Origin of the sequence: Pseudoduganella danionis (genome assembly GCF_009720775.1) — a bacterium.
In the GTDB taxonomy this organism is placed as follows: Bacteria; Pseudomonadota; Gammaproteobacteria; order Burkholderiales; family Burkholderiaceae_D; genus Rugamonas; species Rugamonas danionis.
In genome coordinates, this window is record NZ_WNKW01000011.1 from 26,560 (window position 1) to 41,153 (window position 14,594).

Below are 14,594 nucleotides of genomic sequence, written 5' to 3' on the forward strand. Positions count from 1 at the left end.
ATACCGTCTTGCCGTGTCAGTCGTGTAGCCCGGATGACTCGATGATATGCGTGCCAGCGCTGCCCGACATGGCGGCGCCTAACATGGCCTGCGCAACGCGGCTGGTTGGAACGGGACGCCAGCGGCGCGGTACCAGCGGCCCCAGTAGTCGCGCCATGCATAGGGCCATGGTTTCGGCGGGACGGCTGTCCGGACGTGGCCCGCCATCCAGTAGTGAGGGGCGCACCAGCGTTAGCGAGCGGAACCCCAGCGCATGCAAGGCCTGTTCGGTCTCGCCTTTGACGCGCAGGTACAGATTGCTGCTGCGCTGATCCGCTCCGAGCGAGGAGTTCAGAACAAACACGGGTGTGCCGGCGGCCTGCGCTAGCCGGGCGGCGGCCAGCACGTAACTATGGTCGACGCGGCGAAACGCGCTGGCAGATCCGGCCTGACGCATGGTTGTTCCCAGCGCACACAGTACCGCGTCCGCCTGCCACCATTCGGCGTCTTCGGGGAGCTGTTCGTAGTCGACGATTGGATTCAATAGTCTGGCGTGCGCGGGAAGCGCGCGGCGGGTTGGCGCAATGACTAGTTGAACCTCAGGCTGCGCCAGTGCCTGTTGCAGCAATTGTTGGCCAACCAGGCCGCTGGCACCCAGTATCAGTATGCGTTTCATGATGTGTCCTTGTGCTCGGTGCTGTCAGTCAGTTCTTCATCAGGCGATAGGCGATCTGGCTTTGTGCTTTGCGCGGCATGAGGCGGTTCCCGAAGATCGTGAGCTGGTTGGCGATCCCCGGCACCACACTAGGTTTGCCTGCGAACATAGCCTTCAAGCCAATTGCAGCGACCGGACGCGATTGCATCATCACCAGCTGCTGATAGGGCGTAGCGCGTTGTCCGGACACGGCGAGGAAACTGGTCGCGGTAATGCCCGGCGATAGTACGCTCACTTTGACGCCATGCGGCGCCAGTTCAGCATTCAAGGCTTCGCCGAACAGCAGCACATAGGCTTTGCTGGCCGAGTAGGCCGCGTAGGTCGGCGTGGCCTGATAGCCGACTATGCTGGCAACCAGCAGAATATGGCCAGCGCCACGCCGCACCATATCCTGCGCAAAGACGTGGGTCAGCTCCGTCAGACTCATGATATTCAGTTGCAGCATGTTCAAGGTGGCGGCGACGGGCTGGTCGACAAATTCCCCATACAAGCCATAGCCGGCGTTATTGATCAATACATCGATAGCGATCTGGCGCGCGTCGAGCTGGGCCTTCAATTGCAGGCCCGCCGCCGGCAGTGCCAGATCAATGCCGATCACGACCACCTCGACCTGATGCTGCTGGCGAAGTTGGCTAGCCAATGCTTCCATAGGCTCGGTGCGGCGCGCCGCCAGAACCAGATTGGCACCGCGCTCGGCGAGTAGAGTGGCGAAATCAATACCGAAACCGCTGGAGGCGCCGGTCACCAGTGCCCACTTGTTGTTGAGATCTTGCATGTGTATTCCTGCGTAATGACTGTTGGTCGAATTGTCGTGAGAATTAAATGACCATCGGTCATTTGTGTGGCGACTTTAAATGACCAGCGGTCAGTTGTCAAGCACAGGCAAGCCTAGCCGTCTCACCGCAGGGGCGGTAGGCAGGCCAATCCTACTTCACTCCGTCATTCCGCCAGAGAGCGCCTGTGCCGGTCAAGGGCTTAGGCGCGCTCGGTAACGCCGTCTCAGGGTTCGACAAACACTGCCGTGGTGCGGGCCGGCACGCTGAACACGCCAGCGGCAAAGCTGGCCTGCTTGACCACCGCATCGTTACCACCGGCCTGCAGCGCATGCAGCTTGACGCTGCGTCCCGCATAGCTGGCGGCGCTGAAGGTCTGCGCCACCTTGTTGGCATTGAACAGCACCACGATGCTCTGGTATTTGCGGTCGCCACAACCGGCGGCACCGGAAATGCGCATCACGATCAGGCCCGGCTGCTGCGCGCCCTGATCCGGGAAGCTGACACAACTGGCAATCGCGGCCGCCGTCTTCAGGCGGAACATGCTGGTGTCCTGACGCAGCCGCAGCAGATCCTGGAACGCCAGCGTGGCCTGACTGATGTCGGACGCGCCCACCCGCAGCAGCGGATTGTTCAGCAGCGGCGTCATGGTCGCCAGATTGGCGGCATTGTTGCCGGTGTTTTGCGGTGGCGCGCCGACCGCCCAGTTATTGCTGCTACCGCTCCAGTCGATACGGTTGAAATAGTCCCCCGAGTTGTAGCTATTGCTATCCATCGATTTCGAGCGCAGCAGATCGTCACCGGCCTGGAAGAACGGCACGCCCTGTGCTAGCGCCACCAGCGATAGCCCGACCGTCTGGGCGCGCGCCCGCGCTGCCGCCGGGGTGGTGGCCGGATGCTTGTACTGGCCGAAATCGAACACGGTTTCGTTATCGTGCACCGAGATATAGGCCAGATTTTCCTGCGGTGTCGCGGTATAGCCGGTGGGGCCGCCGAAGTAGTCGAGCTGCGCACCGCTGACGCCGGACTTCAGCGGGAAGCTGGCCAGATTGCCCGCCAGACCGACGCTGATGCGGCTCTGCAGCAGGTAGAGACACTGCTGCTGCGTCAGCGTGCCACTGCCGCACCATTGCAGGGTGGCGTGGCTGGTATCGCAGCCGCTGCCATCGTTGTTGTCATAGCATAGGCCGTTGATAAAGCCCTGATGCTGCGACATCGCCGCGCCGCTATCGAAGGGACTGCCACCGCGCACGGCGTCGCGCATGCGGTCGTTGAAGGTACCGATGCCGGTGCCAGCCATATTGGACTGCTGGGCGTTGACGAAGCTCAGACCGTTCTGCGTCCAGCCTTCACCGTACAGGTAGACCCCGGGTCCGCCAGCGCTGCGGCGACCGTCGGCCAGTGCCACCGCGTTCAGTGCGCTCTGGATGTCCAGCAATACCTGCTTGGGCATCAGGCTCATGATGTCGAAGCGGAAGCCATCGACCTTGTACTGGTCTGCCCAGCGCGTCAGCGTATCGACCAGCAGCTTGGCCGTCATGGCCTGTTCGGCGGCCAGATCGGGACCGGCACCGGACTGGCCGGTGGCGTTGCCGCTGGCATCGAGGCGATAGTAATAGCCGGGCACGATGCGGTCGAGAATGGACAGTCCGGCCTGACCGCTGGCGGGTGTGTGGTTATAGACTACGTCCATCACCACGCGCAGGCCGATGCTGTGCAGGCCCATCACCATATTGCGGAACTCGCGCACGCGCACGCTGCCGTCGGCAGCATTGCTGGCGTATGCCCCTTCCGGCACACCATACAGCAGCGGGTCGTAGCCCCAGTTGTAGCAGTCGCTGTTCTGCGTCGCGACCACGGCGCTGGCGGCACTCTGCTCAGCGCCCGTCGCGGCAGGAATCTGCGGCGCACTGCAACGCACTTCATCGATGCTGGCAAATTCCACCGCCGGCAGCAGATGTACGTGGGTCATACCCGCCTGCGCCAGCGCCGCCAGATGGCGCATGCCTTGGCTGACGCCGGCATACGCGGGGCCGAAGGCATCGTACCGGCCCGCAGCTGCCGCGCCGACGCTGCTATCGCTCGCTGAAAACTCGCGCACATGCAGCTCGTAGATGGCGCTGTCGGTACCATCGAGCAGTGCGGGCAGATTGCGTGCTACATGGGTGTCCCAGCCTGCCGGTTTGGCAGGCGCGTCGGCCAGATTCAGGACCATGGCATGCAGCCCGGCCGGTGCGCCCGGGTCCAGCGCATTCACCGCTACCGCATACGGATCGACCACCGTGTTGCTGACCACCTGATTGCCGGCCGCGCGGCTGTAGACCTGCACCGTGTAGCTGTAATACTTCTGATTGGTCCAGCTGGCGTTAGGTGCCGTGTAGACCCAGGCGCCGGTGGTCGCATCCGGCGTCATCGCCAGTGTGGCCGACGGCGTGCTGCTGGTGGCGCTATCGAACAGGTTCAGCGTGACTGATTGTGCGGTCGGCGCCCACAGACTGAAGCTCGGCACACCGCCAGCAAACGACAGGCCCAGCTTTGCGCTTGGTGCAGAGCCGGCGTACACGGCATCGAGCACCGGCGCCAGTTGCAGCTGGGTGCCATCGACAACTTTTCCGGCATTGCTCTGCGTGACGACTAGCTGGCTACGCAGGGCGCTCGTCAGTTGCGCCGCAGTGAGCGGCGTGGCTAGCCGCAGTACCGTGGCACCGCTGTACTGCGGATACTTTGCGCGCACGGCTGCCGGCAGGCCGGCATAACCGGCGCTATCGACATTCAAAGCGTAGCTGTGATCGGCACCATTGACGGCGCCCGCAGTTGCCGCCATGCCAGCCTTGGCAGCGCTCAGCAACTGGTAGCTATTGGTGCTTGCTGCGCCCGGCCACAGCAGGGTATCGGCAGACAGCCAGATGGCCCGCGCAGCGCCGAGGCTGAAGCGGGCTGGCTCGCTGGTGTACACCGTGCAGTCGCCGGATACCACCCAGACTTCCTGCCCGCTGCTCGCCAGCGATGCGCCCAGTGGCGTCGACAGGTCGTTCGGGCAGTCCTTGGCGGCATCGGTGCCAGCGCTGTTGGGGAGCGAGATCAGGAATTTCATCGCGCTCTGCGAGGTGTCCATCGGAATGTCGACGTGCTTGCCCCAGCCATTGGCATCGGCAAGGTCGAACAGGAAGCGGTTGCCGGGCCAGCCGCTGGACGGCGTCTTCGGTCCCTGCCAGGCGTACACGCCCCAGTTGGCGTAGCTGGCATCGGGGCGGAAATAGTGGACGCGCAGGGTCGCTGCTGCCGGAGCCGGATCGGTCACCACGACCGGCGGCGGCGCTGGCGGTGGCGGTGGCGGGGTGCTGGTCCCGCCAGCTGCGCCGCTGCCGCCACCGCAGGCACTCAGGGTGAGCGCCAGAGCGCACCATGCAGCGCGCACCAGCGCGCCCCTCAATCGATCGGAATTGCAGGTCATGCCACGTCTCCTGTGCTGTTGGTCTACACATCGGGACGAGGACTGTCTGCGCCGGGGCAGCGTGATCCGACCGTGTGCTTTAGTGACTCGATTTCTGTATTAAAACTACCGTAGAGTTGAATTTAATTGTGAAAATCACATTGATCTCCTTTTTCATACTGCTTTAGTCTGAAATTGAAGTCAACTCAATTTTGTAGTTTTGGTACATTTGAGACGCTATCGCACACGGGGGCGTTCAGGCTAGCAGTTTCAGCAGCGCAGCCGCCGCTGCTTCGGAGGAAGCCGGATTCTGCCCCGTGACCAGCAGGCCATCGGTGACGACATACGATTGCCAGTCGGCGCTTTTCGAGTAGTTGGCGCCATGCTGCGTGAGCATGTCTTCGACCAGGAAGGGCACGATGTCGGTCAGACCGACGGCGGCTTCTTCGCTGTTGGTGAAGCCGGTCACCTGTTTGCCGCGCACCAGCGGCGTACCGTCGGCAGCCTTCACATGGCGCAGCACGCCCGGTGCGTGGCAGACGGCGCCGACCGGTTTGCCGGCCGCCAGCATGTCTTCGATCAGCTGGATGGAATGGCGGTCTTCCGCCAGATCCCACAGCGGGCCATGGCCGCCCGGATAGAACACGGCGTCGAACTCGGTCACCTGCATCTCAGCCAGCTTGGCGGTATTGGCCAGCAGCGCCTGTGCTTGCGGGTCGGCTTTGAAGCGACGGGTGGCCTCTGTTTGCGAATCCGGCTCGTCGCTTTTCGGGTCCAGCGGTGGCTGGCCGCCCAGCGGCGAGGCCAGCGTAATGCGTGCACCGGCTGCCGTCAGGGTGTAATACGGCGCGGCAAATTCTTCCAGCCAGAAGCCGGTTTTCTTACCGGTGTTGCCCAGTTGGTCGTGCGAGGTGAGTACCATCAGAATGTTCATGTTTTTTCCTTGTGAAATAGCTTCAGTCAATCATTACCCTTACAGTGCCGCTTCGAGAATGCGGCGGCTGCGTGCCAGGTCGATATCGCGGTGTTCGCCCAGTGCTGTCATGCGGTGCGATTCCAGCTGGCGCAATACCGCTTCGACGGCATCCTGTCCCAGTTCGTAGGCCGACAGGCGGGTGGGAATGCCCAGTCCCTCGAAGAAGGCGCGGGTGCTGGCAATGGCTGCCGTGATGCGTTCTGCTTCGCTACCCGTACTGATGTTCCACACCCGCGCACCGTATTGCAGCAGCTTGGCGTGTTTGCTGTCGCGCTGTACCTCGAGCAAAGCCGGCAGCACGATGGCGAGGGTGCGGGCGTGGTCGATGTCGTACAGCGCCGTCAGTTCGTGACCGATCATGTGGGTGGCCCAGTCCTGTGGCACACCGGCGCCGATCAGACCGTTCAGTGCCAGCGTGGCGGTCCACATCAGGTTGGCGCGGGTGGTGTAATCGTCTGGTGCGGCCACGGCCTGTGGCGCGATCTCGATCAGGGTCTGCAGCAAGCCTTCGGCGAAACGGTCTTGCACCAGCGCCTGTACCGGATAGGTCAGATACTGTTCGATGGTGTGCACGTAGGCATCAACCAGACCATTTGCCACCTGTTTGGTCGGCAGGGTGAAGGTTTTGGACGGATCCAGTATGGAAAATTGCGGGAACAGCAGCGGGTTGCGGAACGGCAGCTTGGCCTGCGTCGCTTTGCGGGTGACCACCGCGCCGTTATTCATTTCCGAACCGGTGGCGGGCAAGGTCAGTACCGTGCCGATCGGCAGGGCACGGCGGATATTGGCGCCACCCTGTTCGGCGATTTCCCATGGTTCGCCATCGTAGAGCGCCGCTGCGGCGACAAATTTGCTACCGTCGATGACCGAGCCGCCGCCGACGGCCAGCAGGAAGTCGAGCCGTTCGGCACGCACCAGCTGGACGGCGCGCATCAGGGTTTCGTAACTCGGGTTGGGTTCGATGCCGCCAAATTCGTGCACGCTGCGACTGCCCAGTGCGGCGCGCACTTCGGCCAGCGTGCCGGTTTTTTCAGCACTGGCCCCACCGTACAGGATCAGTACCCGGGCGGTTTCAGGCACTAGCGTCGCGTAGTGGAAAGCGAAAGTGTCACTTTTGCGACGGTAAATGTGTCAATCCATCTTTTCAGAGTCGGGAAAGTTGAAATTCTTTAATATTTTCAACGGCTTACCGAATTTGGAAAGCAATTGTGTCAACTGGAATGCAAGGAAAGGAAATGTGTCACTTCCTTGGCGCCGAAAATCGGCACCGATTCGCATCGTCAGCGTCATATCGATACGATCAGAAATACGCAAAATAGCTCCATCGCAGCCGCGTGATGGCGATGCGCGCCTTCTTGTTGAATGGACGCATGTTCCTCGACGAAACGGGCGGCGATGCGCCATATAGGTGGCCACAGTTTCCGCATCGGTAGGGCGCGTCGAGCAGGGCTACGTTGAGTCGGTAGGGCGCCTTGGCGCCGCAAGTGCGACAGGCGATTTCCAGCGGGTCGCCATGCACCGGGCAGCATTTGTTGGTGCCGACCTGATGCACCACACTGTGATAGCCACGGCACAGGCATTTCCGGCAATACCGGAAATGGTTGCCGGCGGTGGCCTGCAACGCATCGGGGAGCACAGAGTCCCACACCAGTTTGAGCGGTAGCCCCAGGGTGAGATGTAAGCGGCACAGGTCGACCTCCGAGCGGCATGCCGCCACGCCCTCATATGGGTCAATGTCAGACTTGGCCAACTGCGTGGTGATCGCCTGACCGGATAGCCGGTTCATCCTGGCCAGCTTCCACAAGATGGACACGATCGATTCAAACGGATCGAGCCATTTCGGGTCGAACACGTAGCCGAACGACGGCGTCAGCGTGCGCTCGTCGAACAACATGATGGGCAAGCTCTTGGTCTCCATCACATCACGCGGCGCTGGACAGTTCCGACAGGCCGCGGGTAGTCGCCACCCGGGCCTGGACATAGCCGGAACTGCGCACCGCCTGGATCCACAACTGGGGCGACGGCCGGTAATGCGCAGCGTCCTGCAGCTCGCTTTCCTTGAGTACGATCTCGACGGCACGTGTAAACGATTCCATCGGAATCTCCAGTGCGCCGGCCAGCCCCGCCTTGTTGTGTATCGCGGCGAAGGCCTCCCAAAGCACTTGGGCATCGTCGACCAGGCGATATCCGGCGTCCACCGCCTGCTGCAGATAGAAGCGCGTAAAAGACCAGTCGGTGCGGCGCGGGAAATTGGTCTGGCCATAACCAATCAGGCAGGTGGCGACATCGGCGGCATTGCGAATGCCATGGAATGCGAGTTCGTCGACCATCAGGCGCGCCACAATCTGGGTCTTGCCGGCGCACTGCATGGCGATCTTGATGGCCAGCAGATCCTGCTGGCCGACGAGGATCGTGAACAGCTTGATCTGCAACCGGTCCAGATGGTCATGCACGTCGCGCAGCCATTCGTACTCGTTGTCGTCGTAACGCTGCGCCTCGTCACAAAACAGGATGACCGTCCCGCCGCCATTCTTGGCGCAGGCCTCCCTGATCTTGTTGATGAGCCGAATGCGCTTGGTCGGATTCGATCCGTGGTCCGGATCGGGGTAGCCCACGGCTTCCAGCAGATTCGAGAAGAAAGGGCCTTCGGCATGGCGCGGCTTGTGTTCGGCTTGGGCGTGGTAGGTGGTGATCTTGGGATGGGTCTCGGCCAGCGGCAGCCGCACATATTCGATCGCGCGGGTCTTGCCGATGCGCGAGGCACCGTGGATGAGCGCCCCCGTGGTCCGGTAACGTAGGCAGCGTATGACGAGCTCGTGCAGTTCCTGTATGGCAGGTGTAGCGATGCGATAGTTGCCGGTAGCGATGGGATGTAGATCAGGAGCGATGGGCCGGGGCAGTTTCAAAGACATCAAAGTTCTCCTTGACGTAAGAATCGTTTAGATGACTGTCGTAAAGCCGAAAGGGATCGTGAGTTTTTGTGGTTCGATTTTCTGAAGTGTCTGTACCGGGAGTGCCGAATCTGTTAGCGCGCGGAACAGCAGATTGGAATCGTGCGGTTTTTCTAATGATTTCAACAGCTTATCGCCGCTGCTGAATCTTCAAAGCTGCAAGTTGACAGATTTACTTTCTGATACTGCACGTTGACACAATTGCTTTCTTGGACGTGCCGATAAATGTGTCACTTTCCAGCCACAGTCAAGAGGGAAGCAAGCGTTGAAATCGGTGACACAATTGCTTTCCTCTTCCGCCAAAAACATGAAAAAGCCCTTGATTTTCAAGGGCTTTTTTTTATGCCTAAATTATCTACCCACATTCCTACCCACATCTCTCTCTTCAGTCTGCAGACCGTCTCATGTTGCAAATGTTTGATCATGTGAGAATTCAGCCAGCTAGGATTGCGTGATAGCTTTGCAAGCCTTTGTGAGTGGACTGAGACGCCAGAGGGAATCGCGGCACAGATTCAAGGACACGCTCCACAGGGGGGGGCAGAACTATATCCGTCGTCCACTGGATCTGCTACGCATGTGGCACATTAAGTTCGAGGATTGGATACTTGAGCAAGCTTGCGTGGATTATTCGCTTGCTCCCTCGGGATTAGGTGCGCATGCTACGCCGTCGCTACGGAGGTGTGCGTTGACAGGCGGCTTCCACCCCGTTGCAGACCTTCATTTTACTGGCCCAAGCCTGTAAGTAATGTGAATCCCATCGTATTCTTTAATCACTTTGCCGGGTGTAACCGGCTGACTACCTTACAGCCATTCAGAAGATTCTTGGCCGGTAAGCACTGGGCGAACTTGATTGTAATGTTAATGCGCTAGGAACGGCTGCGTGGCAGCACTAATGATATTTTTTCACTCACAAGTCCAGAGCTCGAGAGCACTGTGCGCTACCTCGGCATCGAAGTCGATGATACGCTGGAAATGGCCAAACAAACGGATGCGTAACGTGGGATTGCGACGGCGCGCAGCGAAGTGTTTATCGAATGTGGTAGCCGGATGCGCACTGCCCCCCAGCCGAGCCTGCAGACTAGCGACATCGAGGTGCCGGACGCAGCCATGCTCCGCTACAGCGCGTTGGGATGGCCACCCAGGTAGCGTATTTCAGTGCCACTGCACCGGTGCAGTGGGGGCTGGGCTGGGAAGCATATGGCGGGGCGCTGGCGCCAGAGCGTCTGTTGGTCGGCAATTCCCCTCAGATGATCTGGGCGGACCAGCCCAGCCGTGCCCGTCCTATGGCCAGCTTGCGGCCGCGACGGCACCGGCCCGTAAGCCCATGGGCTGCAGCAGTTTATCGACCGTGCTCAAGGTAGGGCTGGCGACGCCCCGTTCGATATCCTGCAAGGTACGGGGCGAGACCTGACAAAGGCGGGCATATTCGGGGATGGTCAGGCGCAAGGTCTTACGGATCTCGCGTATCACGGCCGGAATCGGCATGGCCGGCGCCGCCTCCAGACGCAGCATCAGGTCGCGCCGCAGGGCGACCTGCTCGGCGGGGCTCAGCACGGAATAACGTTTATCCATCAGAGTGCCTGTAATTGCTCAAGGTTCGCGGCGATGGTGCGGGCTTTGAGGACAAGCACATCGGCAATGCCAAGTGCTTGGGCCTGTGCCATCAGCATCCGCAAGGGCGCCACCATCGCTTGCAGGGCCGTGCGCAGCAGCGCGGCATCGACCCCGCTGGCCTGGGCCGCCTGGGCGATGACACTGGCCCAGACGGGCGCCCCGTGGTCATCTTTCGCCCAGCGCATGCGGCGGGCAATCCCGTCAGGATGCAGGAACATGGGGGCGAAATCAAACAGGGGCGTCAGACGCACCCGGCCTTGCGCGTCGCGCTGGATGGCCGTGTTGCGCGCATGATTATCCGTATTGCCCAGCACGATATTGGCTACATCGCGCTTTAGATATTCCACCGTTTCGCTGGCGCAGTCGCTCACGCTGGCGCGCAAGCGCTGCAAAAATACATTATGGCTAGGAACGTCACCAAACTGGTGCAGTCCGCACACGGAGGCCAGGCTTTCTTGCGCATGGCGCAGCACTTGCCCGCTGCTGATCTGCCGGTCGAAGCGGGGGATCCACAGGGAGCGCCCATGCAATTGCAAATCCCCATGCACGCGCAGGCCGAGCTGGCGCGCCAGTGCCATATACGGCGCTTCACAGCGCAGGATCGTGGCCAGTGCAGGGTCGCTGCCGCGGCCAAACTTGACGATGTAGTGACGCTGGGCCAGCTGGTCGGGTAGCGTATGGTCAAGGTAATACAGGCCGTCCCGGGCCTGGGTCAGTAAAATCTTCGGCCATTCGCCCTGCACCCCCGACGAGCCGGCCAGAAACAGACCATGCTGCGCCAGATATTCATTGAAGTCACCGGCCCGCTGCGCCACCTCGTCGCGGGTAAAACCGCGCGGCGGGCTGGCGGATTGTTCCCCACTCCACGCGTGGGCTTCCTTGATGCGCAGGTTGCCGATGGGATTACCGGCACCGGCACCCAGCAGAGCCCAGTCTGCCGCCGGGCCGGCGTGGACATCGCGCTGTAGCTGCTTGAGCAACTCCTGGCGGCCATAGCCCTGTGGCAGCAAGTCGACCAGAAAGGGCGGCCAGTTGTCGTGCTTGAGCAGGGCAATGCCGATCGGGTGGTTGATCGAGAGCGCGGCCGCATCACTCCGGCCAAAATGGGCCAGCGCATAGTCGACCGTGTAGCTGAGCCATGTCGGTGTGGCCGTGCCGCGCGTGACATCGCCTTGCAAGGTCACGGCGGCCGCATCGTGCCATTGGCCATCGAGATAGACCTGTAATGTGCAGTGTTCATCCATATGCACAGTTTAGTATCACATTAAAGGCAAGTCTACTGTTTAATTGTGATATTCTGATGTGTATATATATTGAATCGGCGGGACCAATAACGGCGCACGGCCGCCGGACTGGACAGCGCAGTAAAACCATCGACTTTTTGCTCACCGTAAAGCGCGACATGGTCGCTGCTCAACTTCTCGTCGACAAGGTCACCTAGTCTAAGGCGCTCGGCAAACTGACCCAATCGATGCGGATCGTCCTGTTCTTGCGCCTGAAGTATCACAAACTAAGTGGCTGTGTTCACCGCATTCGGAAAGGGCCAGCTTGAAAAATTATGGTTGTGCTCAGGCATAAAAAATACTTCCTGATTTTTTGAAATAAAACCGATAGGCCGCTTTTGGCGATTGTGGCCGAACACGGCCAGATACACCTATCGAGGATAGCAATTCAGGCGCTAGAAAATTCCTCAAATTGTCACAATTTGGAGAGCGCCCTGTTGCTAGCTCGGATAGGTAGAGGGTACGCAATATTTTGATTGTAGTAAAACTGGCTTGAAATCTAGCGGTTATAGAGCGGTTGCGGAGGGATATCCAGCAAGCCAGTCACGATACAGAACTACGAGTGCAGCGAGGCCTTGATGAATTTGCACGGCCTGTCAATCCGACAGAACGCTGAAAGGTTTGCAAAGACACAATACGTTTTTCTCATTCTGGCGGCGATAACTTCCGTGCGTCGTCAGGCTACGTACCAGGTGAATGCCCAAGCCCCCTACCGGCAGTTCAGCCAATGACGTATTGACGTTCGGAGCAGGGTAACGCAACGGATTGAAGGGCGGGCCATCATCGGAAAGTTCGAGTTCAATGCCCAAGGTACTGCAGCTTAGTCTAAGTCGTATGTGACCTTCACTATTGCCATGCCAACCATGAACAATGACGTTCGTCACTAACTCTTCTATGACTAAATTTAGTTGCAAATTTTCCTTCAACGCTAGTAACTGTCGTTCGCACCATGCCTCTACCGCATTTGCAAGAATAGGGACAGCTGCTAGTTCACTGCGCATGCGAAATTCGAAATCAGTCGATACCATTTCACCTAAAAGATAATTGCCCGAAGCACCAAGCATGCCGCATGCCGTTTGAACCCCGAGGAAAACGTCGCTGCTTGCTCCCCCCCTTACATAGCCAGCATTTTCACCCAAATCAGTATCCAGGTACATTGGACCACTACTTACTCATCCCTAAGAAGCCACGAAATCTCACATCAGGACTAGGCAACTCCATTCTGCAAACCTGAGTAAAATTCAGCTGGTCTTGATTAGAACGTCACGCACCCTTAATTTAAAACGTGGGGGTACTGCGGCTCCACTTGCGATGCCCCAAGCCACGGCCCATCGCATTGATTTACTCTTTTCCTCATGAGATAAGGCGGTGCCAATCCGGTCCATGGCTACCCCCATGCGAAAGACTTTATACGCCTGTTTTGTCATTTGATAATTCTCATCCTATCCTACATTAGGTACGTTGCGACGAATCAAGGAATCAGCACTGCCTTGGGGGGATGGGATGACAAAGAGACTAGGTGAGACGTCGTCATCTGAGATAGCGGCACAAAAAACCAACAGGGCGGTAGCATACGTCCGTATGTCCACTGAGCGTCAAGAATACTCAACAAAAAATCAGCTGGATGTTATCGAGAAATATGCCGCCGACCACGATTTGTCACTTGTCGCAATTTACGAAGATGCTGGCAAAAGTGGGTTAACCAAAAGCGGGCGGCCAGCACGTTGACACAATTGCAGTCTTGGACGTGCCCGCAAATGTGTCACTTTCCAATAACGGTCAAGAGGGAAGCAAGCGTTGTAACAGGTGAGACAATTGCTTTCTTCTACGGCATGTCCAGTGACGTCAGCCTGGCGTCCTGTTGGCTTGTCCTGTTACCGCTTCACGGCAGTCACATCGGCGTCAGTACCCGATCCAAGAGAGCCATCAACGGCTCCAGCTGACAGTTGTAAGCGGAGACATTGGCGTCCAGCCACTCCATGCGGCCGATCGGCTCCCAATGCAGCAGGTAGCCTGCGTTTATGCTGATCACTTCAAACAGCAAGCGCTGTGCGCGTCCGTTACCATCCCTGAAAGGATGGACGACATTCAGCTCGCAGAAGTAATGCGCAAACCGGGCCACGAAGCGTTCCCGCGGCAGTTCAACCAGATAGCGTTCTTGCGCCAGCTGCCGAAAGAGCTTGTCCGCCTCAGGTTCGACCCGGCTCACGTTGGCGAAACGGGTCGAGCCCTTGCTGATGTCGACCGTCCGCAGCTCGCCCGCCCATGCATAAACGTCCTGAAACAGGAAGTGGTGGATGTCGCGCAAGCCCGACAGGGAGATGTTGTCGAAGTTGGGTTGGAACTGCTCGATGCGCGCTTGGGTAAGCTCGACTTCAGCCGCTTCCAGCTCAGCCTCGTTGGTGAGGCCGAGCTTGTTGATCAATACGTCGGAGCCGGGATAGCAGTACTGCGTGTCCCCGCCAGTGCCGTACTTATCGAGCATGTTTGGTCTTGAGCGTGGCCGTGGTGGACGCGGGCTTGTGGGTGGAAGTCGGGCGCGGAGTCAAGCCCTCCAGGCGCAGGCTGGCGCGGTAGTTCTCGGTGCGCAGCTTCATGAAAGCCTGAAGTTTCATTTCTTTTGTTAGCATCACAACATCCTCAAAAGGGCTTTCAAGTATTGTAACACACCTCACCGGGGGGCTGACGCAAGCATGCCTTGTCAGTTGTGAGACGAGCATCACAGGTCATTGTCCTCATTCTTGCCCTCGGCGTCTAGCGCGGCCAGGAAGCCGTAGTGGGAAAGCAAAAGTGTCACTTTTGCGATTCATGTGGCGATTCAGCGCAATGGGCGTTTTTTTGGGGATCTCCTTACCTGATAATCCGAATTA

12 protein-coding genes and 2 pseudogenes are annotated in these 14,594 nt (G+C 59.3%); 2 read left to right on the forward strand and 12 right to left on the reverse strand.

Annotated features, from left to right (window positions below; genetic code table 11):
* Positions 1–16 precede the first annotated feature (16 nt).
* The 7 genes and pseudogenes from GM655_RS21580 to GM655_RS21610 all read right to left on the reverse strand — a co-directional run bounded on the left by GM655_RS21580 (position 17) and on the right by GM655_RS21610 (position 8,788).
* Entirely contained in the window at positions 17–655 is a 639-nt protein-coding gene (locus tag GM655_RS21580) for an NAD(P)H-binding protein (protein ID WP_155436734.1), read from the reverse strand.
* Positions 656–683: 28 nt separating this feature from the next.
* Entirely contained in the window at positions 684–1,469 is a 786-nt protein-coding gene (locus GM655_RS21585) for an SDR family NAD(P)-dependent oxidoreductase (protein ID WP_155436735.1), read from the reverse strand.
* 224 nt (positions 1,470–1,693) lie between these two features.
* The gene (locus tag GM655_RS21590) at positions 1,694–4,921 is read right to left on the reverse strand and encodes an alpha-1,6-glucosidase domain-containing protein (protein ID WP_155436736.1); all 3,228 of its coding nucleotides are present in this window, start codon (positions 4,919–4,921) and stop codon (positions 1,694–1,696) included.
* 235 nt (positions 4,922–5,156) lie between these two features.
* Complete coding sequence (locus GM655_RS21595) at positions 5,157–5,834, reverse strand: type 1 glutamine amidotransferase domain-containing protein (protein ID WP_155436737.1); 678 nt, start codon at positions 5,832–5,834, stop codon at positions 5,157–5,159.
* Between the two features lie 39 nt (positions 5,835–5,873).
* Positions 5,874–6,959 (reverse strand): annotated as a pseudogene (locus tag GM655_RS21600) (iron-containing alcohol dehydrogenase); the annotation flags it as partial.
* A gap of 217 nt (positions 6,960–7,176) precedes the next feature.
* The gene (locus tag GM655_RS21605) at positions 7,177–7,794 is read right to left on the reverse strand and encodes a TniQ family protein (protein ID WP_155436738.1); all 618 of its coding nucleotides are present in this window, start codon (positions 7,792–7,794) and stop codon (positions 7,177–7,179) included.
* 4 nt (positions 7,795–7,798) lie between these two features.
* The gene (locus GM655_RS21610; RefSeq protein WP_155436739.1) at positions 7,799–8,788 is read right to left on the reverse strand and encodes an AAA family ATPase; all 990 of its coding nucleotides are present in this window, start codon (positions 8,786–8,788) and stop codon (positions 7,799–7,801) included.
* A gap of 957 nt (positions 8,789–9,745) precedes the next feature.
* On the opposite strand from GM655_RS21610, the pseudogene GM655_RS21615 reads away from it, so the two are divergent.
* Positions 9,746–9,823: pseudogene (locus GM655_RS21615) on the forward strand (integrase); the annotation flags it as partial.
* A 285-nt stretch (positions 9,824–10,108) separates the two neighbouring features.
* On the opposite strand, the gene GM655_RS21620 reads toward GM655_RS21615, so the two are convergent.
* From GM655_RS21620 to GM655_RS21630, 3 genes are all read right to left on the reverse strand, one after another.
* A complete protein-coding gene (locus GM655_RS21620) occupies positions 10,109–10,399 on the reverse strand; it encodes a helix-turn-helix domain-containing protein (RefSeq protein WP_155436740.1) in 291 nt (96 codons plus the stop codon).
* Positions 10,399–11,685: a type II toxin-antitoxin system HipA family toxin gene (locus tag GM655_RS21625; protein WP_155436741.1), complete on the reverse strand. Its 1,287-nt coding sequence runs from the start codon at positions 11,683–11,685 to the stop codon at positions 10,399–10,401. The genes GM655_RS21620 and GM655_RS21625 overlap by 1 nt, the downstream gene beginning before the upstream one ends.
* 635 nt (positions 11,686–12,320) lie before the next feature.
* Positions 12,321–12,881 (reverse strand): ATP-binding protein, encoded by a 561-nt coding sequence (locus GM655_RS21630; RefSeq protein WP_155436742.1) that lies wholly within the window; start codon positions 12,879–12,881, stop codon positions 12,321–12,323.
* Between the two features lie 346 nt (positions 12,882–13,227).
* Here GM655_RS21630 and GM655_RS21635 point away from each other — a divergent pair, with 346 nt between their 5' ends.
* Positions 13,228–13,452 (forward strand): recombinase family protein, encoded by a 225-nt coding sequence (locus tag GM655_RS21635; protein WP_155436743.1) that lies wholly within the window; start codon positions 13,228–13,230, stop codon positions 13,450–13,452.
* A gap of 163 nt (positions 13,453–13,615) precedes the next feature.
* Here the strand turns inward: GM655_RS21635 and GM655_RS21640 are convergent, their stop codons facing one another.
* Together GM655_RS21640 and GM655_RS21645 are read right to left on the reverse strand one after the other, a co-directional pair.
* Positions 13,616–14,209 carry a putative adenosine monophosphate-protein transferase Fic gene (locus GM655_RS21640; RefSeq protein WP_155436744.1) on the reverse strand — a complete coding sequence of 198 codons (594 nt, stop codon included), beginning with the start codon at positions 14,207–14,209 and terminating at the stop codon, positions 13,616–13,618.
* Positions 14,199–14,339 carry a YhfG family protein gene (locus GM655_RS21645; RefSeq protein WP_196308823.1) on the reverse strand — a complete coding sequence of 47 codons (141 nt, stop codon included), beginning with the start codon at positions 14,337–14,339 and terminating at the stop codon, positions 14,199–14,201. Before GM655_RS21645 ends, GM655_RS21640 begins: the two co-directional genes overlap by 11 nt.
* Positions 14,340–14,594 lie beyond the last annotated feature (255 nt).